General features: G+C 55.9%; 22 protein-coding genes and 1 pseudogene. 20 read left to right on the top strand and 3 right to left on the bottom strand.

All coding sequences use genetic code 11. The features are described 5' to 3' along the window. The first annotated feature begins 596 nt into the window (after nt 1-596). From repA to ACR3E7_RS23060, 5 genes are all read left to right on the top strand, one after another. Nucleotides 597-1,781, top strand: a complete 1,185-nt coding sequence (gene repA / locus ACR3E7_RS23080) for a plasmid partitioning protein RepA (protein ID WP_170417853.1) — start codon at nt 597-599, stop codon at nt 1,779-1,781. Beyond that, the gene (gene repB, locus ACR3E7_RS23075; RefSeq protein WP_480719585.1) at nt 1,781-2,728 is read left to right on the top strand and encodes a plasmid partitioning protein RepB; all 948 of its coding nucleotides are present in this window, start codon (nt 1,781-1,783) and stop codon (nt 2,726-2,728) included. Before repA ends, repB begins: the two co-directional genes overlap by 1 nt. 197 nt (nt 2,729-2,925) lie before the next feature. Continuing rightward, nucleotides 2,926-3,981, top strand: a complete 1,056-nt coding sequence (locus tag ACR3E7_RS23070; protein WP_170417847.1) for a helix-turn-helix domain-containing protein — start codon at nt 2,926-2,928, stop codon at nt 3,979-3,981. A gap of 154 nt (nt 3,982-4,135) precedes the next feature. After that, entirely contained in the window at nt 4,136-5,245 is a 1,110-nt protein-coding gene (locus ACR3E7_RS23065) for a Fic family protein (protein WP_170417844.1), read from the top strand. Between the two features lie 329 nt (nt 5,246-5,574). Continuing rightward, entirely contained in the window at nt 5,575-7,236 is a 1,662-nt protein-coding gene (locus ACR3E7_RS23060; protein ID WP_170417841.1) for a caspase family protein, read from the top strand. Between the two features lie 122 nt (nt 7,237-7,358). On the opposite strand, the gene ACR3E7_RS23055 is transcribed toward ACR3E7_RS23060, so the two are convergent. Beyond that, nucleotides 7,359-7,991: a tyrosine-type recombinase/integrase gene (locus ACR3E7_RS23055; protein WP_093037018.1), complete on the bottom strand. Its 633-nt coding sequence runs from the start codon at nt 7,989-7,991 to the stop codon at nt 7,359-7,361. A 520-nt stretch (nt 7,992-8,511) separates the two neighbouring features. On the opposite strand from ACR3E7_RS23055, the gene ACR3E7_RS23050 reads away from it, so the two are divergent. Genes ACR3E7_RS23050 through ACR3E7_RS23030 form a run of 5 tightly spaced genes read left to right on the top strand, consistent with a single transcriptional unit; the run spans nt 8,512 to nt 12,431 of the window. Continuing rightward, nucleotides 8,512-9,570, top strand: a complete 1,059-nt coding sequence (locus ACR3E7_RS23050; RefSeq protein ID WP_170417838.1) for an ABC transporter substrate-binding protein — start codon at nt 8,512-8,514, stop codon at nt 9,568-9,570. 60 nt (nt 9,571-9,630) lie between these two features. Next, nucleotides 9,631-10,461 carry an ABC transporter ATP-binding protein gene (locus tag ACR3E7_RS23045; protein WP_480719583.1) on the top strand — a complete coding sequence of 277 codons (831 nt, stop codon included), beginning with the start codon at nt 9,631-9,633 and terminating at the stop codon, nt 10,459-10,461. 38 nt (nt 10,462-10,499) lie between these two features. Continuing rightward, complete coding sequence (locus tag ACR3E7_RS23040; RefSeq protein WP_480719581.1) at nt 10,500-10,718, top strand: TOBE domain-containing protein; 219 nt, start codon at nt 10,500-10,502, stop codon at nt 10,716-10,718. Beyond that, nucleotides 10,715-11,617 carry an ABC transporter permease gene (locus ACR3E7_RS23035; RefSeq protein WP_170417832.1) on the top strand — a complete coding sequence of 301 codons (903 nt, stop codon included), beginning with the start codon at nt 10,715-10,717 and terminating at the stop codon, nt 11,615-11,617. The genes ACR3E7_RS23040 and ACR3E7_RS23035 overlap by 4 nt, the downstream gene beginning before the upstream one ends. Before the next feature lie 10 nt (nt 11,618-11,627). Next, nucleotides 11,628-12,431 carry an ABC transporter permease gene (locus ACR3E7_RS23030; RefSeq protein ID WP_170417829.1) on the top strand — a complete coding sequence of 268 codons (804 nt, stop codon included), beginning with the start codon at nt 11,628-11,630 and terminating at the stop codon, nt 12,429-12,431. Nucleotides 12,432-12,439: 8 nt separating this feature from the next. Here the strand turns inward: ACR3E7_RS23030 and ACR3E7_RS23025 are convergent, their stop codons facing one another. Next, on the bottom strand, nt 12,440-13,147 hold the full coding sequence (locus tag ACR3E7_RS23025) for an IclR family transcriptional regulator (protein ID WP_170417827.1): 708 nt from the start codon (nt 13,145-13,147) through the stop codon (nt 12,440-12,442). Nucleotides 13,148-13,707: 560 nt separating this feature from the next. On the opposite strand from ACR3E7_RS23025, the gene ACR3E7_RS23020 reads away from it, so the two are divergent. The 9 genes and pseudogenes from ACR3E7_RS23020 (at nt 13,708) to ACR3E7_RS22980 (ending at nt 20,697) form a co-directional block, all read left to right on the top strand. Continuing rightward, nucleotides 13,708-14,001 (top strand): hypothetical protein, encoded by a 294-nt coding sequence (locus ACR3E7_RS23020; protein ID WP_480719579.1) that lies wholly within the window; start codon nt 13,708-13,710, stop codon nt 13,999-14,001. After that, on the top strand, nt 13,994-14,668 hold the full coding sequence (locus ACR3E7_RS23015; RefSeq protein ID WP_170417821.1) for a hypothetical protein: 675 nt from the start codon (nt 13,994-13,996) through the stop codon (nt 14,666-14,668). The genes ACR3E7_RS23020 and ACR3E7_RS23015 overlap by 8 nt, the downstream gene beginning before the upstream one ends. Further along, nucleotides 14,592-15,185 carry an arginase family protein gene (locus tag ACR3E7_RS23010; RefSeq protein ID WP_480719577.1) on the top strand — a complete coding sequence of 198 codons (594 nt, stop codon included), beginning with the start codon at nt 14,592-14,594 and terminating at the stop codon, nt 15,183-15,185. Before ACR3E7_RS23015 ends, ACR3E7_RS23010 begins: the two co-directional genes overlap by 77 nt. 83 nt (nt 15,186-15,268) lie before the next feature. Further along, complete coding sequence (locus tag ACR3E7_RS23005; protein ID WP_480719575.1) at nt 15,269-15,541, top strand: hypothetical protein; 273 nt, start codon at nt 15,269-15,271, stop codon at nt 15,539-15,541. Beyond that, nucleotides 15,538-16,548 (top strand): agmatinase family protein, encoded by a 1,011-nt coding sequence (locus tag ACR3E7_RS23000; RefSeq protein WP_170417815.1) that lies wholly within the window; start codon nt 15,538-15,540, stop codon nt 16,546-16,548. Before ACR3E7_RS23005 ends, ACR3E7_RS23000 begins: the two co-directional genes overlap by 4 nt. Further along, on the top strand, nt 16,545-17,240 hold the full coding sequence (locus ACR3E7_RS22995) for a hypothetical protein (RefSeq protein WP_170417812.1): 696 nt from the start codon (nt 16,545-16,547) through the stop codon (nt 17,238-17,240). Before ACR3E7_RS23000 ends, ACR3E7_RS22995 begins: the two co-directional genes overlap by 4 nt. A 79-nt stretch (nt 17,241-17,319) precedes the next feature. Continuing rightward, nucleotides 17,320-18,677: pseudogene (locus ACR3E7_RS22990) on the top strand (aldehyde dehydrogenase family protein). Beyond that, the gene (locus ACR3E7_RS22985) at nt 18,677-19,873 is read left to right on the top strand and encodes a CaiB/BaiF CoA transferase family protein (protein WP_170417806.1); all 1,197 of its coding nucleotides are present in this window, start codon (nt 18,677-18,679) and stop codon (nt 19,871-19,873) included. Before ACR3E7_RS22990 ends, ACR3E7_RS22985 begins: the two are co-directional and overlap by 1 nt. Then, a complete protein-coding gene (locus ACR3E7_RS22980) occupies nt 19,870-20,697 on the top strand; it encodes a citryl-CoA lyase (RefSeq protein ID WP_170417803.1) in 828 nt (275 codons plus the stop codon). The genes ACR3E7_RS22985 and ACR3E7_RS22980 overlap by 4 nt, the downstream gene beginning before the upstream one ends. 660 nt (nt 20,698-21,357) lie before the next feature. On the opposite strand, the gene ACR3E7_RS22975 is transcribed toward ACR3E7_RS22980, so the two are convergent. Further along, a complete protein-coding gene (locus ACR3E7_RS22975) occupies nt 21,358-22,071 on the bottom strand; it encodes a homocysteine S-methyltransferase family protein (protein WP_480719572.1) in 714 nt (237 codons plus the stop codon). Nucleotides 22,072-22,155: 84 nt separating this feature from the next. Here ACR3E7_RS22975 and ACR3E7_RS22970 point away from each other — a divergent pair. After that, the coding region (locus ACR3E7_RS22970; protein WP_480719569.1) for an MBL fold metallo-hydrolase at nt 22,156-22,357 on the top strand (202 nt) is incomplete at its 3' end.

The raw sequence follows: 22,357 nt of genomic DNA, 5'->3' as shown, positions 1-22,357 counted from the left end.
GCGCACAATTCCCGAAACCCCGCCCTCACGGTATGCCATTTCTTGGGCAATTGGCGAGCGGCTGACTCTAGCCGGAATGTTCGCGTGTTTTCCTCTGCGCACGGGCTGAGCTCGGTGTATCTGACCCAGATCGCCATGCCATTCTCACCGCATCGTACTCCCGTACTGGCGCAGAAGTATTGTTACGAAGTTGGTATCGCAGAAAACTCGATAACGAAATTGTTGGTGAGAGAATTTGACCAATCAGCTCAACTAGCTCCCTGCCCTTCCCAATTGCGCAATTTGCGCCAAAAGCCGTTCGGCCTTCACTCCAACTCCATGCTAGAGGCGTTCTACTCAAAGCGGAGCATAGGGAGGAGTTTTACAGGAATGCCTTCGCATGCCTACGTTAGAACTTCATCGACTGAAAGAACCCATGATCCCGCTCAACCGAGTTTACAACTGTAAACCACCCTGCTCTGATGCAAAGCGTATGTAGTCCTCCGCGTTGGAAAACCTACAATATAGGCGAAAATCCTTGACTTAGTGCTATGAATCACGGCTGTTTATCTCAAGTGGCGCAAAAATGACCACATTCTTTAATTTGAGGCAACTACATGATTCCCGTGACACCACTTGCGGCAGAAAGACCATCGGCACTCGCCACGGAAATATCTGAGAGATTAAACTCGGCTATCCGGGAACATCTACTTGCTGCATTTGCCCCCGACAACACCAAATCACTGCGAAATTTTGCAGCGCCAGAAGCTGCTGAACTCTTAGGAGTCTCAGGTCAATTCATGCGCAAAGTCCACGCAGAGGGAACGATTCCTGAACCGAATGACGTACGCAGCGGTAGGCGTTACTATACTGCCCAAGAACTTTGGGAGGCTCGCGAAACGCTTGAGAAAACCTCACGCAAAAAAGGGCGCTATGTCCCTCGCCGGACTGAAGGAGAAAAGCTCCAAGTCTGGCAGTTGATGAACTTCAAAGGCGGCAGCAGTAAGAGCACCACAACAATTCACTTGGCTCACTATTTTGCGCTTCGCGGTTACCGTGTGCTGGCTGTTGATCTGGATCCTCAAGGCTCTCTTACATCCATGTGCGGCATAAGCCCCGAAATAGAGTTTGACGGGCTGACGATTTACGATGCTATTCGATATGAAGATCCGGTAGATATGGCGGACGTCGTGCTTCCGACGTACTTCCCCGGTCTCTCTGTGGCTCCGTCACGGCTTGTTCTTTCCGAATTTGAGACAGAATCTGCCGTTCACTCCAACCCAGACCATCCGTTCTTTACAAGAATACGGAATGCCCTGGCCCAGGTGGAAGGAGATTTTGACCTTGTTCTGATTGATAGCCCACCTCAGCTAGGATTCTTGACAATTGCTGGGATGGCGGCCGCCAGTTCATTGCTTGTGCCACTTACACCTTCGATGCTGGACGTGTCTTCGACGGCTCAATTTCTCGAACTCGCTGGTGCTTACATGGCAGTCATTGAAGATGCCGGCGCTACGCTCGAATACGACAACTTCAAATTCCTGATAACGCGTGACGAGCCAACAGACGTACCGTCTCAACAACTGGCTTCGTTCATGCGGGCACTGTTTCAGGATCGCGTTATGTCAGCCACAGCCCTCAAAAGCACCGCGGTCAGTGACGCCACAATGCTCAAACAATCAATTTACGAAGTCGTGCGGTCAGAAATGACACGCGCAACTTATGATCGGGCAAAGAACTCAATGGATGCGATCGGCTCTGAGGTAGAGCAAATGATCCATCAAGCATGGGGACGCAGCTAATGGCTAGAAAGTCGCTTCAGGAGATGTCGGGGATCGCAAACACCATCGCGCGCTCTGGCCCCAAGGCCATCGATAAAACTCCAAAACCCAATGCCCCTGCTCTTGGTGCGCTTCAGGGCTCTCTTGCCGCAATCAGGGAAATTGACCCTGCTCTGATCGACGACTGGGGGCCTGCCGATAGGCTCGGTGAGTTTACAGCTGTAAACATTGACGAAGAAGACGATAGTTTTGAAAGCTTGATGTCGAGTATACAAGACGGTGGCCAACAAGTTCCCATTCTTGTCAGAAGATCGAAATCCGACGGTCGATACGAGGCAATTTATGGACGGAGGAGGCTCAAAGCCTGTCGTGAACTTGGTATTAAAGTCCGCGCCAATGTTCAGGATATCGACGATGCTTCAGCGCTTCTCGCCAAAGGGCTTGAGAATGCTGCGAGGCGCAATCTTTCCTTCTACGAGAAAGCACGTTTCGCCGAGGCGATCCTGACTTCCGGGCATGACACGGCAACGGTGCGGCAAGTATTGAACGTTTCGAAATCAGGGCTGTCTCACCTGACAAAAATTACGCAACATGTTCCTGCAAAGATTGGTGACATGATCGGCGCAGCCCCAAAATCAGGCCGCCCAAAATGGACCGTGCTTGCAGAGCACTTCGTTGCAGGCAAGCTAGCGGAAGATGAAGCTGCAAATCTTCTTGCAACCATTGAGCCATCGATGTCGTCAGATGATCGGCTGGAAATGCTCCTAAAAGCAGCTGCCAAACGCGGTGCAAGACAAAGAGAAGGTGCAGCCGAACTCAACCCAATCGAAGGCGTTACAATCAAATCTACCAACGGATCACTAACTGTTTCGGTCAAAGGACCGGAGCTAACGCTGGCTTCGCTAGCTGGTTGGACGAAAACATGGCTGAAATCATTAAGCGCTCACACGCTGAGTTTACAGCTGTAAACGCCAAGAAAAAGAACTGAGGACGAGCAGAAAGGAGGAAGGCAAACAAACAAAACCCCCGAAACCGGAGCTTCGAGGGCTGCTGCGCAAAGCGCAATTCTTAGATTAGACACCTAGAATCTAGCAGCACCCGAATCGCCACACAAGAAAAAACGCTCTTGAGCGAACGGGTAATTTTTGTCTGCCGATAGATAATCATGAAAACACTAACAGCATTGGCTCCAATTGGAGCGACCTTGTCGGGAACGGCAGGGCAGGGGAACAGTACGCCCAAAAAATGGATACTTCTTCGCGCCGTTGAAGAGGCCAGAGAACCTCTTGGGTTAAAATCCACAACTCTCAATGTCCTGAGAGCGATGGTTTCCTTTATGGGCGGTGATCAGATTGCTGCGGACCAGGATGATCATCACATCTGTTTCGCGTCCAACGCGGCGATAGCCAAACGAACTCATGTCAGCGTGCAGACAGTTGAGCGTCATATCTCGACGCTGGTGGACCTTGGACTTATCCGCCGCGTCATGAGCGCAAACGGTAAGCGATGGGCGCGCCGGGATCGCCAGGGCAGGGTGGTCACCGCAACTGGGCTCTCCTTGATGCCTTTGTCTGAACGGCACGCTGAGTTCATTCAGGAAGCCCAGAGGCATGCTGATCGCGTTCTCGAGTTCACTGTACTCCGTGACAAAGTTTCCGCCGCTCTGGCGCGCCTTAAGGAACTCGTAGCAAATGACACCGCGATCTCTGATTTGGTGACCACCGTACGCAATGCTCTGCGTCGCAAACCAGATGCGAATGTACTCAGCGAGCTGTTGGCAGAAATCTCTGTGGAAATCTCCGAGATAACACAGACTGATACAGAAAATTTGAGGGCCAGTGACAGTGAAATTGAGGGGCACAAAGAGGACTCTTTGAATCCGGAAGTTAAGAAAGAAAAGCTTTCTCAGATTCAGGTTTCTCCAGACCAAATGGAGCGCAGTTTTCCACGGCTATGCTCAGAACTACGCTTTGCAAAAGATCAGCACCACTGTGATCGGCTTATGGATGATATCGCCGAGTATCTACGGCTTGGCCAAACCTGGTATGCAATGAAATCAACTTTTGGCCCAGCTATTCGCTTCATTGTTCTCGGATACATCTTTCAACGTGCTGAGAACATACAATCTCCAGGGGCTTACCTGATTTCGTTGCTGGCCAAGATCGAAAAGGGCGAATTGTCTCCAAAGGCAATGCTCTCGCGGACATCCAATGCTACGTAAATTTGGGGAAACAGGATGAAATTTACCGTTTTCAGATTACACCTCCAAGTGATGACTGGATCGAAGGGTCTGAAAAAGGTGAGCTATAGGATTGACCTCTATAAATCACGCAACCATAAATAGTGAGTTATAGAAAGGAAGCTTATACCTCACGATGTGGAACTGGCAGAACCCTGACTGGCCTACCTTTCGTTACGACGCCGCAAGACTCGAACCATACGAGCAACAGTTCCTGTTGTCCTCAGGGGAAGTTCTTGGAGCGGTTCATCATGTGAACACATCGGATCGAGATCAATTGCGTATCGACCTGCTAAGCGAAGAAGCAATGAAGACCAGCGCGATCGAAGGTGAGATGCTGGATCGTCTCAGCGTGCAATCTTCCTTGCGCCGACATCTTGGACTGGCTCCCGACAGCTATCCATCCAAACCGCGCGAGCAGGGCGTTTCTGAAATGATGGTGGATGTTTATTCCAACTATTCGGAACCACTGTCACACGACACCCTGTTTCGGTGGCATGACATGCTTCTGTCCCATGACAGGCATCTGGAAACGATTGGATCATACCGGAGCCATGAGGATGCGATGCAAATCGTCTCAGGCAGGCTCGACCGCCCAACGGTGCATTTCGAAGCTCCACCTTCACATCAGGTTCCGGCTGAAATGGACCAGTTCGTAGCCTGGTTCAACCGGACCGCACCGGATGGTCCCGAACCATTGCGCGCACTGATCCGGGCCGGTTTGAGCCATCTGTATTTCGAGAGCATTCATCCCTTTGAGGACGGCAATGGCCGGTTGGGTAGGGCGCTGGCTGAAAAGTCCTTGGCCCAGAATATCGGTCAGCCAAGTCTGATTGCCCTTGCTTTCACGATCGAGCGAGAGCGGAAGGCTTACTACGACCAACTCGAACGCCATCAAAAGACGCTGGAAGTCACACCGTGGCTCGTCTGGTTTGCCGAAACTGTCCTTACAGCACAGCAGGTGACGCTTGAGCGGGTTGGTTTCTTTATTTCCAAGACGCACTTCTATGATCGGTACCGTGATCAGTTCAACACTCGCCAAAGCAAGGTAATCGCCCGTTTGTTCAAGGCTGGGCCGGATGGGTTCACAGGGGGATTGAGCGCTGAGAACTATATCTCGATCACGGGAACATCGCGCGCCACAGCAACGCGGGATCTCCAGAACCTGGTAGAGAAGGGCGCTTTGATCCGAACGGGTGAACTCCGGTACACGCGATATTGGTTAAAGCTAGATCGGGACGGGTAGGGGGCTGAAGTACGGCACGAAGCGCGGGAAGTGGAAGTTCGCTGCAGTCGCTACGCATGCTCGCAGGAAATGCGGAAGCTGACGTTTAGATAGCTTCCCAAGCGAGCATCTTTCTGTCCCGCCGCAAGGCGGCTCCGAGTTCGTACTTCATATGAATGGTCCATGCCGAAACTGGCGCAATGGGCGGGAAACGAACCTTCGTCGTGTCAATCCCGAACTCCGCTATGCGGCCTAAGCCGAGCTAGAGCTTGTCCACGCCGGTCATATTGATTGAATTCCGAAAGTGTGGAAACGTTCATATGGTAGACGCGTTAACGGCGATATTTCACATGAAGCGTATCCTGTTCTCAGTTGTGTTTTGTTTTCTGCCTGCGATGGTGCTGGCGGACAAAGTTGCCTTGGTAATTGGCAATGCGAACTACCAACATGTCAGCAATCTCAAAAACCCGTCGAATGATGCGATCGACATTGCAGAGGCATTGCGCAGGATCGGGTTTGAGGTCACAACAGGTCTTGATCTGGATTACCGCGACATGCGCCTTGCCATACGTGACTTTGGAGAAAAGGCAAAAAACGCCGAGTCGGTCATCGTATACTTCGCCGGCCACGGCATCGAGTTGGACAACACGAACTTCCTGATCCCTGTCAGTGCGGAACTGCGGAGCGACCGTGACATCGAACTCGAGGCAATCCGCCTCAACACATTGATTAGCTCCATCGCGGGCGCACCCGGCTTGAAGATCGTGTTGGTTGACGCCTGCCGCAACAATCCATTCCTCGCGACTATGGAGCGCACAAACAGCACCCGCTCAATTGGACGCGGACTTGCACGTATCGATCCGGGAGGTGTGTTGGTTGGATATGCTGCAAGGAGCGGAACGCTGGCGCTTGACGGCGATGGCCGCAACAGCCCCTATGCTCAGGCTCTGCTCAACCACATCGAGGAACCCGGACTTGAGATTGGCAAGTTGTTTCGGCGAGTCCGCGACAGGGTTTACACTCTGACAGAAGGCTATCAGGAGCCATTTACTTATGGCTCGCTTCCCGCCAGAGACATTTTTCTTGTTCCAGATGCGGCTGCAGGCTCGACGCCAGAGGAAGAAATTGAGCGTGTCGAAGACCAGATTTATGCGGACTTTGAACTTGCGCGTTCGCTCGGAAGGCTTGATGCGATCGAGATGTTTCTGGAGCGATACGAAGGCGAAAGGGATCATTTTGCAGTCGCGCTCGCCCTTTCGTTGCGGGACGACTTGCTTGCTGAGCACCAGAAGGACGAAGTGCCGGGCAACAGTAGTACTGCGCGAGACAAAGTAGCAGCTCTTGTGCCGACATCGCCTCAAAGCGCGAAGGATGATACAGAGACGCGCAGCCTGATCCGTGATATACAAACTGAGCTAAATCGCGTTGGCTGCAGCGCTGGCACAGCGGACGGTGTTGCGGGCCCACGCACGAGATCTGCTTTCTCTCGGTATATCAGCGCTAGAGAGAATCTTGGACTGACGCCTGAGAGCCTCGAGACCAGTGAAACTCTTGCCGCACTTCGAGGAGAGCAAGGAAGAGTCTGTAATCAGTTGGTCGCGCCGTCTTTCGCGACTTTTGATGGTGACTACATTGTCTTAATCAGACGCAGATGGGACGATGATTATTGGCAAACAACCAGTCGGCCCGACAAGGCCTATTTCCCCGGAAAAATCGAGCCACTTGCAGCCTTGCGCATCAATCGCAATGGAGACAAGCTGACCTTGCTATCTGCCCAAGGCTTTGCGGCCGAAGGGCCTTGGTTTAGGGACTTCACTGGCAAATTCGATGACTCCGGTCAGTTGAAATTGCGCTTCACATTGAGTTCGCATTTCGGGCAGGCGACACCCTATAAGGTCAATATAAGCGTCAAACTGCCCGAAGGACTTTCGCCAGGAAGAAGGCTTGTCTACGAGCCGCGCAGGATTGACGGGCAGTTTTTTCTGAATTTTCTAATACGCCGTGTCAGTTGAAACTTTAAAGCGATGTCCTTGCCTGCTCCGCAAGAAGACCGTCGCTCTGGGCTCCTCGTCGCTGTTCGCCGCAGATTTCGCCAAGGTCTTGTTTGGGCCGTCCGCGAAGACGGCCCAAGTTGTTAGATTTCAATGGCCTCTGCGATCGCAAGCGCATCTTCCAGCTCAACACCGAGATACCGGACGGTGCTGTCCATCTTGGTGTGCCCAAGTAGCAGCTGGACCGCCCGCAGGTTGCCGGTCTTCTTGTAGATCTGTGTGACTTTTGTCCTCCGCATCGAATGCGTTCCGTATGCACTGGCCTCCAGACCGATCGACGTGACCCAATCCCGGACGATCCGGGCGTACTGGCGTGTCGAGATGTGCAAGCGTTCATGGAAACGACCCGGCCATAGGTACTCCGAGCCGACCATGAGCTCATCTTCCATCCACTTTTCAACCGAGGCGCGTGTGCCTTCGGAGATTTCAAAACGAACCGGCTTCTGCGTTTTGCTTTGCAACACCGAAGCTCGTTCCTTGATCTGGCCGGACGCCATCACGTCGACGACTTTCATCTTCACGAGATCGCAGCCACGCAGTTTGCTGTCGATTGCCATATTGAACAGCGCCAGGTCCCGATGGTTCTCGGCGAGTTCAAGTCGAACACGGATTGCCCAGACGTGTTTTGGTTTCAGTGGCCGTTTTTGCCCAACGATGCGCCCTTTGTTCCAAGCCGGGCGAAGCGCACGAATGGCCGGTAAGTTTGGTGTTTCCATGACTGATCCTCCGATCCGCCATGCCCTCCCACAACGACAACCTGACGTTGACGATGCCTCCATATCACGGGATGCTGCGTCGCATCCGAGGTCGGGGCTGAGCCCAAATTGACCAATTCTGTCGTCAGGATCAATTGGCGCATACTGTCAAGAAGCTGCCACTCAAATTCGCGGATCAACGCAAAGCGAGTGAGAGTTTGCGGTCCGCACGTTCCACCAAATGCTTCAATCGGTGGCAGTTAACTTCGGGTCAGACGAAGATCGCTTCAGACGCCATATGTGCAAGATCGAACCCAGATGAATGCTGCACCAATGCGCGAATTGCGAGATTTTCCAGGCTCTGATGCTCAGGAAACGGGAGTGTGAATCCTACGGGGCAAAAGAATCCTTGACCAATTCCAACATCAGCTCTAGTAAAACTGAAATGACGTTTTGCTAGATGAAACGATTGCGAATGATTATGTGGAGCCGCGCATGTCGCGAAGCCACAAACCAACCAACAGTTCGGGAGGAGCCTGACATGATGAAAGATAACCAAAAACTGAAGCTCACCACGGCGCTAGTGGCAGGTGGCCTGGCCATTGCTTCGCCTGCCTTTGCCGAGGGAGAGGTCGTGTTTGCGTCCTGGGGAGGCTCGTTTCAGGATGCCTTGCGCTCAGCCATGCTGGAACCTGCCGCTGGTGCGCTGAATATCACTGTCAAGGAAGATACGACAAACGGCATTCAGGACGTGCGCGCGCAGATCACGGCGGGTGCCGTTGCATGGGACGTTACAGAACAGGATTTGCCTTCGTGTGAAACCCTGAGCCGGGAAGGCAGCCTTGAGCCGATCGACTATTCGATTGTTGACACCACAGGCATTCCGAAAGAGCTGATCCATGACAATTACATCGGCTTCATCAACTTCACCAAGGTGATTGCCTATCGCAAGGATGCATTTGGCGACAATGGCCCGTCCAATTGGGCAGAGTTCTGGGATCTGGAAAACTTCCCCGGCAAGCGCGGTATGCACGGCAAGGTGAACTATAACCTCGAAGCCGCGCTCATGGCGGATGGTGTGCCGATGGCCGAGATCTATGACACGTTGGCCACGAATGAGGGCAAGGCGCGCGCATGGGACAAGCTGGGTGAGATTGCCCCCGAAGTTACCGTTTGGTATCGCGGCGGGTCGCAATCGGCGCAGTTGCTGCGTGACGGCGAAGTGGACGTGATCCATATGGGCCATAACCGCGTAGAAAGCGTGATCGCGTCGGGCATTGATGTGGCCTATGCCTTTGATGGCGGCACGATGGACGTGGACTGCTTGTTGGTTCCCAAGGGGGCTCCGAATAAAGACAACGCGATGCGCCTTATCAACGAATTGCTGAGCGCCGAAGCACAGGCGAGGCTGGCGGTGACCATGCCGTTGGGTCCGGTGAATTCGGGTGCCTTCGGCACCGGGATAATCTCGGATGAGATGGCAGTGAAGGTCAACACACATCCCGACAACTATGGCAAGCAGCTTCTGGTCGATCCGAACTTTTACATCGGCCAGCTGGGCGAGTTGACCGAAGAGTTTGACACGCTGATCCAACAGTAAAAAATATCTGGGCGCGGCACATCTTGTGCTGCGCCCATTTTTGTCAGGTTAGGAGCCCCCATGTCACCTGCAGCCCACTCCCTTCCCATCGATATATCCAACCTGTGCAAGGCCTACGGATCGGTCAAAGCGCTGAATGACGTGTCTTTGAACATCGCCGCGGGCGAGTTCCTGACATTGCTGGGGCCATCAGGCTCCGGCAAGACGACGCTTTTGATGGCGCTGGCCGGATTTGTGCGTCCTGATGGCGGGTCGATCCGGTTTGGCGAACAGGAAATGATTGCAACGCCGCCCCACAAGCGCGGCCTTGGCATGGTGTTCCAAAGCTATGCGTTGTTTCCGTTCATGACGGTCGCAGAAAACGTGGCTTATCCGTTGAAAATTCGCGGGGTGTCCAAAAGCGATCAGAAGGCCCGCGCCGAGCGCGCGCTGGAGACCGTGCAGCTGGGCGGTTATGGCGACCGGCGCATCACGCAATTATCCGGGGGACAAAGACAGCGCGTGGCCCTTGCCCGCGCCATGGTTTTTGAGCCGCAGATCATTCTGATGGATGAGCCGTTGTCAGCGCTCGACAAGAAGTTGCGCGAACATATGCAAATCGAATTGAAGGCGCTGCATGAAAAGCTGGATGCAACTGTCGTTTACGTGACCCATGACCAGCGCGAAGCCCTGACGATGTCGGACCGGATTGCAGTGGTCAATCATGGGCGGATCGAACAGATCGCGACGCCTGAGCGGCTCTATCGCCAGCCGCATAGTTTCTTTGTGGCGGATTTTATCGGGGAATCCATTTCCCTGCCGGTTAGTGTAGCGAATGACACGGCGCAGCTTGGCGAGCGCGTTCTGAAATCAATACGCCTATTGCGCTGGGCAGCGGAGGCCATCGTCTGATCATCCGGCCCGAGTTGCTGGAAGTCACAGCAGGCGCGGTGCCAGACGCCGCCAATGACCTGTCCGGCCAAGTGCATGACATCATTTATCAGGGCGACAGCGTTCTAGTGATCGTTCAGCACGACAGCGCTGGTCAGATCAATGTGCGTGTGCCTGCCAATCGCGCGGGCCAAACCGGGTTGCCGTCGAAGGGAGAGCAAATCGGCCTTGCCCTGCATCCCGAAGATACGATCATCGTACCGGAACATGTGGCATGAGTATCGCCGAGACGTATGAAGGTGCTGGGACTCTTCAGAATGCCAGCACGCTCAAATCCGAAGAACGCCGCGAAAAACTGACGTTTCTTGGGCTTTCGATGCCTGCGGTTTTGACGATCTTGATCGTCGTCTTCCTGCCGATTTTCTGGCTGTCTTCGCTGTCGTTTTTCAATGCGGCAGGCGAACTGAGCACGGAAAATTACACGCGCATCTTTAGTAGTGCTCTCTATCGGCGAACCTTTGTCGTCACGTTTCAGATCAGCATTGCCGTGACGGTGATTTGCGTCCTTCTCGGCTACCCGCTGTGCTACTGGCTGACAAAGATGCCGAACAAAACAGCGGCCATTCTGATGGTGTTTGTGCTGGTCCCCTTCTGGACCTCGGTTCTGGTGCGGACCTATGCGTGGCTGGTGCTTTTGCAGCGCAATGGGATCATCAATTCGTCGCTGATGTCACTTGGCATTATCGAAGAACCGCTGCAACTGGCGCACAATCTGACCGGCTCCATCATTGGCATGGTGCATATCATGCTGCCTTTTTTGGTTCTGCCGCTCTACGCCACTATGCGCAATATTGACGGCGACCTGGTCCGAGCCGCCGTGGGCCTTGGTTCCAGCCCGCGCGGGGCCTTTTGGCGGGTATTTTTCCCAATGTCCCTGCCGGGCCTTTTTGCCGGCATCGTGCTGGTTTTCATCCTGTCGCTTGGGTTCTTTGTCACACCGGCTTTGCTGGGCGGTGGCCGGGTTCAGATGCTGGCGCAGCGTATCGAAAGCACCATCACAGTCTATTCGAACTGGGGGGCCGCATCAGCCCTGGGCGTGGTCCTGCTGTTGCTGGCGCTGGCGATGATCTGGCTGATGAACCGTGTCTTCGGGCTCGACAAACTGTTTATGCGCTGAGGATCTGAAAATGGAACAAGTCGGACAACGTAAAATCGACGGCCTGTGGCTGACAGTGGTCGGCATTGCTGTGCTGTTCTTTCTCATCCTGCCCACGCTGATCGTTATCCCGATGTCGTTTTCGGGGGCATCCTATCTGGAATTCCCGCCGACATCGCTCTCGTTTCGCTGGTACGTGGCCTATGTCACGTCGCCGGAATGGATGAGCGCAACAAAGACCTCGCTGATCGCGGCGGCGCTGACCACGGCAATCGCGACGCCCCTGGGCTCACTTTGTGCCTATGGTCTGCATTGCTCTGCGCCTCGTATCAGGAGCGCGGCTCAAATCCTTGTGATCATGCCGATTGTCGTGCCAGTGATCCTGATCGCTGTTGGAGTGTTCAGCCTCTATGCCAAGCTGGGGCTCAATTACACACTGACCGGGATCGTGATCGCCCATACTGCGCTGGCGCTGCCATTCGTGATCGTGACGGTGATGTCGGGATTGCAGAATTATGATTTCGATCAGGAGCTTGCAGCGCGCAGCTTAGGGGCGTCCCGTGCATACGCATTGTGGACAATCACCGTACCGCAGGTGAAATTCTCGATCCAGACAGGGGCTTTTCTGGCATTTATCACGTCGCTGGACGAGGTTGTGATCTCGATGCTGGTCTCGGGCGGGGAAAACGCCACAATCACCCGGCGCATGTTCAATTCACTGCGTGATCAGCTTGATCCGACAATCGCGGCGATCTCGACCTGTCTGATTGTCGTGTCCATCACGGCGCTTATCGGTGTGCAGATGATCGGGCGTCGGAAAGACAAGGCACAATGATGCGGGTCTTATTTTTCGCCAAACTCCACCCGAATCTGGCGGGCGGCATCAAGGACCGCCGCGCGATACTTTTCGACGGCTGTGTCATTGAAGCGGACGCGCAGGCCGGACAAGCTGATCGCGCCCAGCAATTCATCTTCGAACCCAAGAACAGGAACCGACAGTCCGGCGACGTCAGGATCGCGTTCACCAAGGCTGAGATAATACCCGGCCTTTCGGATGCTGGCCGCCTGTTTTCCCTGCCGGATGGAATAAGCATCCAGCACCTGACCCGAAGAGCCCATGCTCAGCGGAATGATCTCGCCCTCCTGAACGTGATCCCGCGCAAGCCTTGGCGAATTGACCCGGTAGAGGCACACGCCAGAGTTGCCGCGTTGCACATAAAACGACGCACTTTCGCCGGTCGCATTCACCAAATTCGCAAGCACCGGTCGCACAATTGGCCCCATCCGCAGGTTTTGGCGAAACACGGATCCAAGACGCCACAAAGACGGCCCGAGGTGAAACAGACCCTCGGCGTCTCGCGTAATATGACCAAACTTTTCAAGCGACACGCTCAGACGCAGAATTGTCGCCTTGTTGACCCCGCTGCGGTCCGCAACCTCCTTCAAAGAGAGGCCTGCATCGCCCGGCTCAAAGATGTCCAGCACACGCAATGCGCGCTCTACCGCTTCGACACCACCATTGGCGTCAGGGGATCGGGGCTTGTCGGGCATAGGCAGACCTTTCGACGCAAATCCGTCGCTTTTTATAGCCGGTTTGAGCGCAATTGGAAATCGCAAATAACGAAGGCGTCTGGCAATGAATAGCGCGCGGAAACAAATGATAACAGCTGGTTATGCGGACCTTCCTTTTGGCATTCATTCGCAATGTAAGGCTGATTGTGTTGGGGTTATGGGCGTTCCGAGCGAAGTTAACACCGGGCCCCGATCCGGCACCTCTCTGGCACCCGATGCGCTGCGCAAAATGACTGCCCAACTTGGGATCGGACTGCCTGTAGATGGTCGGGATCTTGGCAATCTGGACCTGTCAGGGATTGGCCTGCCGCGTTGGAACAACTTGTGACGCAAATGGTGGATCACGGTGTTGTACCCGTTGTCTTGGGTGGCGCGTCTGATGTCGCCTCGGGTGTGCTGGGGGCCTTGCCTGATCTGCCAGTTGTCGCGGCCATGCCGTTGGCCCGGCGTGATATCGCGACGCGAACAGCCAACACGATCTGGGTGGGATTGAACGGCGATCAACCTGCTGGTGTCTGGGATCGATCAGCCAGCGCAAGATGGATTGGCGCACCGCGCGGCAGTTGGATGAAGGGCACGGCGACTATTCTGACACGCCCGAGCGCGCTGTCTTGTGGATCGACATATCGGTCATTGATCTGGGGCATGCAGCTGGCAGCGTCGGCCTAAATCCCGGCGGGATGAAACCTGAAACGCTGGTTTCCGTCATTGGTGCCATGTCCTGTAAATGGCAGGCGATTGTGATCACCGGCCTTGCGCCTGCGCGCGACACCAGGGGAATGTCGGAACTGGCGGCGATCGAAACCCTGAACGCGGCGTTGCACAATGAGTGAAGCGGCGCAAATACAGTTTGACGCGATCCCCAGTTTTCTGGGCGCATCCATTGGCGATCTGGAAGATCTCGTGCCCGGTCAGGTCGCGATTGCAGGCTATTTTTGTGACAATCTCGCCCGGCCATCGGCAGGGCAACGCTATCTCGCGCGCCAGCTTCGGTATGCGTCCTGCCCCACAGTAACACCCGCGAATGCAATTGACCTTGGGGACGTGAACGTCTTTCCGCTAGAACCTGACAAGCATTTTCTCGCAGTTGCCTCGCAATGTGAATCGGTTCTTGAAACCGGTGCCCGCATGGTGTTGGTAGGCGGCGATTCCAGCGGTTTGGAAGCGCTTGACGTCGCCGCAAGACAGGTCACAGGTGCGGATGTTCCCATCATTGGGGTCAATGGCGGCGCAGTGAGCCATTTGCCCCGCACCCAACCGGTCATCCTGTCTGTGGATTTACAAGAGCTTGCGGGCAAATGGGTATCGCACCCGCATCGCCTGACGGGAATGTCACCAGCACAAATGATCGCGCAAATTGACGCCACCCCGGGCGATACCATCGCGGCTGCGGTTTTTGGGCTTGCCCCGGAACTGGACAACCGTGGCAAGGCTGAAACCCGCGCTGCACTGGCGATCCTGCAAGCGGTCACAGCTCGTCTTGAGAAAGGAGCAGGCTGATGCCTCTACGTTCGGCCCCGTTGCCGCGCATGGCAGGGCATCTGTCGTTCATGCGCTCTCAGACCAAAGCAATCGGCGACGTCCGGTCTGGAGATCGGCCGTACTGGGCATCCCGTTTGAAGATACAAACGCACCTCATGCAGGGCAATCTCTGGCGCCGCGTGCATTACGCGAAACCTCGGTCTATTTCGGTTGGCACGCAAATCCACAATTCAGTCACCCCGTAGATATCGATGCGCGTCAGGATATCAGTACCGATGGCCTGCACGAGCGGCTTTGTGATCTCGGAGATATTGCACCGGGGTCCGAAGATGCGATCCACGCGGCCTTGAAGGCGGCCATGCGTCAGATCAGCGACAATGGCGCCTGTGCAATCTTTTTGGGCGGATCAGATCGCATGTCCGAGACGGCGCGGAGCGCGCTCCTCATTGTCAGACAGTGCAGCTTGGCGGTACACCAGCCGATGCGCGCGATTTTCATATTGCGCCCTTGCCGAACGGAACGACCACGCCGGTAAATAGAGATACTGCCGCGCAGCGTGCCGCGTTTTCAGAGTGGCGGGATCCATCAAAGCCGTTGTTTGTTCGGTTTGATCTCTCGGTGTTTGAAACATCGCTCAGTGCGCTTTGTGATCGGCCCCGTTTGGGGGGCTGCGATCTTGCGACGGTGGTGCAATGGCTTGAGCTTTTGGGACGGCACGAGGTCAGCGCCATTATGTTGACCGGTCTGAATCCGAACCGTCCCGGAATGGGTGTCGTGAAGGTTGGCCAACGCCTGATGGTCACGGCTCTTCTGGCGTTTATCTATGCGCGCCTCGGCTTTGGGATTGATTTTCCGCGCCGCCAAACTTCCAAGGAAAAAGTACTGACATGACTGCAGCGATAACGACATTTCTCCCGCCTCTGGCACAACCGGGGTATCGGCTGTTTGATGGGCCTCTGCTCGATGCCGCCGACGTCCGTCCGGGCCAAATCGGTGTGGTGGGTATGCCCAGCGATTGGACACATTCAAGCCGGCTCGGAACCAGGTTTGGTCCCGAGGCGCTGCGTAAGGCAACGACGGTATTGCAATCCATGCGACCGCAGGGGGTCAGTTTTGATCCAGATACGGGCCAAAGAAGCGCAACGGCCAGCGACTGGCTCGTGGATTGCGGGGATGCAGTGATCACCCCTGAGGATGTAGACGCAACCACCGAGGCCATTGCCGCAATGACCGAGGCGCTGAGCGTTGGAGGGGCGATCCCTCTGGCACTGGGCGGTGATCACTATAATAGCTTCCCGGCCTGCCTTGGCTATTCCCGTGGGTTGGCCAAACGCGCACCAAATGCACGTTTTGGGTATATCCAGATCGACGGTCATCTGGATTTCTCTGACCGGCTTGGCGCGTGGGGCAGCCATAACCACGCAACCAATGCCCGTCGGATTTCCGAACTGCCCAATGTCGACGTGTCCAATATGGTTTGGGTCGGGATCACCGGTTGGGTCGACAGCGGTGAACTCGCCTTGATCGAAGAGCAGGGCGGTCGGGTGTTTTCGGCTGGCGACGTACATAAATTGGGGACGGCAGAGGCAATTCGTCAGGCGTTGGAGCATGCCATGAAGGGATGTGACGAACTGTATCTGTCAATCGACATCGATGCGATGGACGCTGGCTACCTCCCCGGCACCGGCTCAATCGTTCATAGCGGTATTACACCGCGTCAGTATTACGATCTGCTGGATGGGCTGGCCGAGGCCCCGTTGGGTGGACTGGATATTGTTGAGGTGTCCCCTCCTCTTGATCCGTCGGAGCGTACCGAATTTCTGGCTGCAGAAATGTTGTTCCGGATCCTGCGTCGCTTCCGCACACAACCTGTGACCGGGGCGGTGACAGAGCAATGATGGACTACAAAGGAACAGAGCAGCTGGGTGGGTTTTCCCATGCAGGAAAAACACTTGCGCCCGCGACACGGCCCTGGATCACAGACCTGTCAGCGCTTTGCCCTTACGAGGGCCTGCAACCCGGGAACCTACCGGAATTTGAACGCGACCCGAATTGGGACAACTGGGCGCTCACCGACAGTCCCAAAGACCCGAACCTGCGCCTGAACTGGCATCTATTTGAGGACGGTGGAAGAAGATTGATGGTCGCCGACCGGATGCTTATGAGCCGCGTCAGCTGGCAGGATCTGGATGATGCGGGGTATGTCCATGGCACAGAGCTGTCGATTGATGGACGCCTGTTTCGCTGCCGGTTGCTTACGGGGGGGGATACGCCCTGTAGTGACCCTTTTCAGGGGGCGACGCGCCCCAATGAATGGGATGCGCTGGTGGGGGGCAGCGGGGCGTTGAACGCTCCGCAACCGGACCCGGCCAATAGTACAGCACCGCTTTGCCCGGATCATCTGACCTCGCCTCATAACCGTTTGTGGAACTGGTTCGGCGCGGTCAGCTGGACCGCCGAACCGGTTGCCAGACGGGCCGATGGGCGGGTGTGCAGGGGCTATCATGGCCCGACCTATTTTTACGTGAATACTGTGGACCACCGGCATGAAGATATCGGGTGGCGACCAGTTCTTGAGGAAGCGCTATGACTGCAAACCCCTTTGCCAACTTTATCGCCGGATCATGGGTTGCTAGCAGCGACGCGGCCCCAATGTCAACCCGTCCGACCTGAACGACACGATCGGCGAGTATGCCCGGGCAAGCGCCGATCAAACGGTTGACGCAATCGAGGCCGCGGCCGCGGCCCTGCCGAATTGGCGCAAGACATCGCCTCTGGTCCGGTTCGAAGCGCTCGACCGGATCGGGTCGGAAATCCTCGCCCGTGTAGACGAGCTGGGCGATATGCTGGCCCGCGAAGAGGGCAAAACCTTGCCCGAAGCCAAGGCCGAAGCGCATCGCGCCGGGCATTTGTTCAAATATTTCGCGGCTGAGGCGTATCGTGCGACCGGCGACACCTACCAATCTCTGCGCGAAGGTGTGTCGCTAAATGTTGTACGCGAGCCAATCGGCGTTGTGGGCGTAATCACGCCCTGGAATTTCCCACTGGCGATCCCCGCATGGAAAATCGCACCCGCTCTGGCCTATGGCAATACGGTTGTGTTCAAACCTGCCGAACTGGTGCCCGGATCGGCATGGATGTTGTCCGATATTATTGCCCGTGCGGGCGTGCCTGAGGGGGTGTTCAACCTTGTGATGGGAAAAGGCCGTGAGGTTGGGGAGGCAATCGTTACGCACCCCAAGGTGTCCGGGGTCACATTCACCGGTTCCACACCCGTCGGTCGCCATATGGGGCGGCGCTGTTTGCGCGAGGAGCGAAAATGCAGCTGGAGATGGGGGAAGAACCCCTTGATCGTGCTGGATGACGCCGATCTGGATCTGGCGGTGCACTGCGCCGTTCAGGGCAGCTTTTCTCAACCGGACAACGCTGCACAGCGTCTTCCCGCCTGATTGTGACCGAGGGCATTCACGACGCATTTGTTGACCGTCTTTGCGCGGCAATGAAAGACCTTCGGATCGGTGATGCGCGCGCTCCGGAAACCCAGATTGGTCCGGTCGCCAGTGAAGCGCAGCTCGCCATCGACAAACGATACGTGTCTCAGGCTGTGGATGACGGTGCAACGCTTGCCGCAGGTGGTGGCGAGGTCAAATCCAAAACAACCGGCCATTACTTTGCGCCTGCGTTGTTTACGGATGTGTCACCCGACGCAGCCGTGGCACGAGACGAAATCTTTGGGCCCATCGCCGCCGTGTTACGCGTGCCGGATTACGACGCCGCCCTGGCCACGTCCAACGACTGCGAATTTGGATTGTCCGCAGGAATTGTCACGCGGGATCCCGCCAAAATCGATCACTTCTCGCAGAACGCCGAAGCAGGCATGATACAAGTCAATCTGCCCACCGCCGGCATGGATTTCCACGCACCCTTTACGGGCCGAAAGGGATCCTCTTATGGTGCACCGGAAAAAGGCAGCTATTGCCGCGAGTTTTTCACGGCGGCCAAGGTTGTACACGCGGGGCGCGGATAATGTCGCAGACACCTTTGAAGGGCATTCGTGTTCTTGATCTGACCAATGTCCTTGCCGGTCCGTTCTGTTGTCATCATCTGGCGCATCTGGGCGGCGAGGTTATCAAGGTCGAAGCCGTCGGTCGGGGCGATCTCGCCCGCCAACTGGGGGCCGACCCAGAGCTGAACAAAGTCAACATGGGCGTGTCCTTTCTCGCCCAGAACGCGGGCAAGAAATCGGTCACGGTCAACCTCAAGAACCCACGGGGTCGAGAGATTTTTCTGAAACTGGTCGAAACTGCAGATGTCGTGGTTGAAAACTTCCGGCCCGGCGTCATGACGCGCCTCGGCGTGGGCTACCAGACCCTGAAAGAGGCCAATCCGACCCTCATCTATTGTGCTATCTCCGGCTTTGGCCAAGAGGGCCCGTGGATACGCCGCCCGGCTTATGACCAGATCATACAGGGAACCTCGGGTGTGATGTCGATCACCGGGGATAGCGACAGCGCGCCGCTGCGCGTTGGATATCCGGTGGCAGACACTGTGGGGGGCATCACCGCAGCCTTTGCGATTTCATCTGCTCTGAACGCCAATCCGCGCGGCACCTTTATTGATGTGTCGATGCTGGAATCGGTGCTGGCGACAATGGGCTGGGTGGTGTCGAACTATCTGATCGCCGGCGTCAATCCGACTGCCAATGGCAATGAAAACCCCACTTCGGCGCCTTCCGGTGCGTTTGAAGCGAAGGGCGGGTTGATCAACATTGCCGCAAACAAAGACCAGCAATGGGAGCTACTGACGGACCACCTGGGATTGGCCGCGCTGCGCGAGCGGCCTGAATATGCCACGCGCGAGGATCGCAAACGCAATAGGCTGGCTCTGAAAACTGAGCTGGAGACCGTGTTGAAGACCCGGTCACCGCGCGACTGGGCCAAGGAACTCAATAGCATTGGTGTGCCATCAGGAGCGGTTTTGACAGTGCCGGAAGTATTGGAAATGCCGCAGGTTGCAGACCGCGGTTTCCTCGACCAGTTTGAAAACGTCCCCGGCGTCGGACGCGACATTCAGGTTGCCACGACCGGGATCAAATTGGACGGCAGCGCGCCCACCGTCGATGCACCACCGCCCACATTGGGGCAGCACAACTCTCAAATCTGGAGCGAGTTAGGTCTTTCACCGGAAGACATTGAAAAACTGGCAAAGGATGGCGCGATATGACGGACCCCGCAGGACGCAATGACGCCGATGCCATTTGCCACTGGTGGCGCACCGAAATTATCGACATGGCTCCGGGGCGGATCGCCTTTCGCGGCCACCCGATCCAGGACCTGATCGGAAACGTCAGCTTTGCTCAGATGATCTGGCTCATGGTGCGCGGCAATTTGCCCACGCCAGAACAGGCGGCGCTTTTTGAATGCGCGCTGGTGGCGGGCGTGGATCATGGTCCGCAGGCGCCATCGATAGCCGCAGCGCGTATGGCCGCGACCTGTGGGCTGGGGCTCAACAACGTCATGGCCACCGGGGTCAACATGTTGGGTGACGTGCATGGCGGCGCCGGTGAACAATGCGCCGAGCTTTATTTCGACGTCGCCAAACGGATGGATGACGGCGCTGAACAGGAAGTTGCCGTCCGCGACGGTATCGCCGCCTGGTGTGAGGAAAATGGCAAGATCGTCTCGGGTTTTGGCCACCGTTTCCACAAGCCCGTCGATCCCCGCGCACCGCGATTGATGGCGTTGGTACGCGAGGCCGCGATGTCAGGCACTGTAGAAGGGCGATTTGCCGATATCGGTGAAGCTATACAGACGGAAATCGGACGTAAGCGCGGTGCCGATATCGCGATGAATATCGATGGGGCCACGGCTGTTATCTTTTGCGAATTGGGGTTCCCGGCACCGCTTTCCCGGGGATTGTTCTGTCTTTCCCGCTCGGTTGGCGTCTTGTCTCATGGCTGGGAACAGATTCAACAGGGCGGGCGGAACAAGGGGCCAATGCCGCCGCGTTATCTGCCGGAATATATTGGTGTCAAATCGGAGCGCTAACCCGATGACCATTGATGGTGCGAACGCCTAAATTCACACCGAACTTGGCATTGAAGCGCCACTGGCGTGTGGACTGTTTTGCCGGTCTCGGTCATTGGGCATCCCCCCCTAGAAGCAGACCCAACATGTTAGTCTGAACAAAGATTCACTTCTTTGGTGTTGTCTTTGAAGGTATTTCAATCCAGGCGAGAATCGATACATTTTCACGCTTGTTCTGACGTCAGCGAAGCGCACCGAGCTGCCATCGCGACAAGCGCGGCGAATTCACACTTGGTCCGCGATGCGTGAGTTTGTCGATCGCTGGATTTCGCAGTCGCAGCTAAAGTCCGGTCTGGTGGGCCGCACCGCAGCGATGCGCGCCCTCGGTCAACGGCAGCAAAGGGCCGATCTCCTAACAAGTTGTGGAAAGAAATTACGGGATCACCTTAGATCTCAGCGTTATCGCTCAGATTGAACCAAGTTGGCTATGCTAGTTCGCTGATCATCGATTTCAGATGGCGCATGTCGGTACCGCAGCATCCTCCAAATACTTGGATCGACGGATCTGCCTCGCAATCGCGGCAATCTGTTTACCAAGTTCAGCTGGATCGCCTTCGTCCAGCTCATCTGCTTCGTCAAGTTCCGCATGCGAGCAACTCGAAGCGTTCGCCACAAGGCCTCTCAGCCGGGGGTGGTTGCCAAGCGCTCCGGCGAAATGGGTAGGGTGAGCGCAGTTGACCATAAAAACAGCGCCGCCGAGTCGGTTGCTGCGTCGATCTGGTCAATTCCGTCCACAAGTTTGGTCCCGTCTGCCAGGCACCCGTCTGTCTCAACAACCAGAGACATGATGATCGGCAGTTCAGCGTCCCGGGCGGCGAGGATGCATCCCGCTGCCTCGCTTGGGCGGTTGAATGTATAAGCGGTGACCAGATCGAGGCTTGTGTCTTTCAGGCTGTGCATTTGAGCGGCGTGGTATTGACGTGCATCTTCGACGGGTACCGGCGGGATGTCGGCGTAAGGATCATGGCGCGGGCCGATGCAGGCCGACACCAGTACATCATCGCGAGCGGCAGCTTGGCGCACGTCTTCCATTAGACTGACCGCATCTTTGTTTACTTCGGCGAGCCGCTCTGCATCGTACCCCAAGGGCGCTGCCCGGTCGGCGTTCGCCATCCATGTGGGCGCATCAAGGATGCATCCGACATTCATTTCACGGGCCAGATCGACAAGAGCCTGCATTTGACCGGCCAGTATCACCCTGGTGCCAGGTTCTTCCAGCAATGGAAACGACGCGAAACCGGGAAGCTCAATTCCATGATTGAAAATCAGGTCGGTGCCAGTGCCGGCGTAAACCAGAAAGGGCTTGTTACCTTCGAGTGGGAGCTGTCGCGCCATTCTGATCCACGCCTATTGCCGTTACCTCTGCACAAGAAACCTACTTTGTCTCGGGCCTCCTGTGAACCTTAGGACTGCGACAGGGTGTATTCCGTCACTCTGATCCCCACGCCAGGCCAAACACCAGGTCATGTCTCGGTCGAAATCACCAGTGGCGACCGGCGCGCTCTGATTACAGGTGATGCAATCCATACAACCGCCCAGTGCTGGCATCCCGAGTGGCATTTTATGTTTGATTCCGATGCTGAGATGGCCGTGACATCCCGTCGGAAACTGTTGGAAAGCG

This window comes from Ruegeria sp. BK1 (assembly GCF_056535645.1).
This window is presented reverse-complemented; position numbering and strand designations above follow the sequence as displayed.